The following is a 247-nucleotide window of genomic DNA, read 5'->3' on the forward strand; positions in this document are numbered from 1 at the left end:
GGCGATCGCCGACGGGCGCGCCGAGCTCCGCTGCAGCTGTGAACCCGACCTCCGCGTGGACGGGCTGCCGTGCTGCGACCAGAGCACCGCCCACGACCTCGCCCGCGCCGGGCTGGTCAGAGCCACCCGGCTGGTCGCCCCCGGCCAGTGGGCGCCCGCCGAACTGACCGACGCGGGGTACCGCGCCCTGGGGACGTTTCCCGCTGCCGCTTGAGCCTCCCGCTCGGAAGCCGTGAAGGCCACCTCG

1 protein-coding gene is annotated in these 247 nt (G+C 76.1%); it reads left to right on the forward strand.

The annotated features are described in order from the left end of the window. On the forward strand, window positions 1-214 hold a 214-nt coding region (locus tag CCN39_RS36400; protein WP_143264280.1), incomplete at its 5' end, for a hypothetical protein. Window positions 215-247: the final 33 nt, after the last annotated feature.

Origin of the sequence: Amycolatopsis kentuckyensis (assembly GCF_002155975.1) — a bacterium.
GTDB classification, from domain to species: Bacteria; Actinomycetota; Actinomycetes; order Mycobacteriales; family Pseudonocardiaceae; genus Amycolatopsis; species Amycolatopsis kentuckyensis.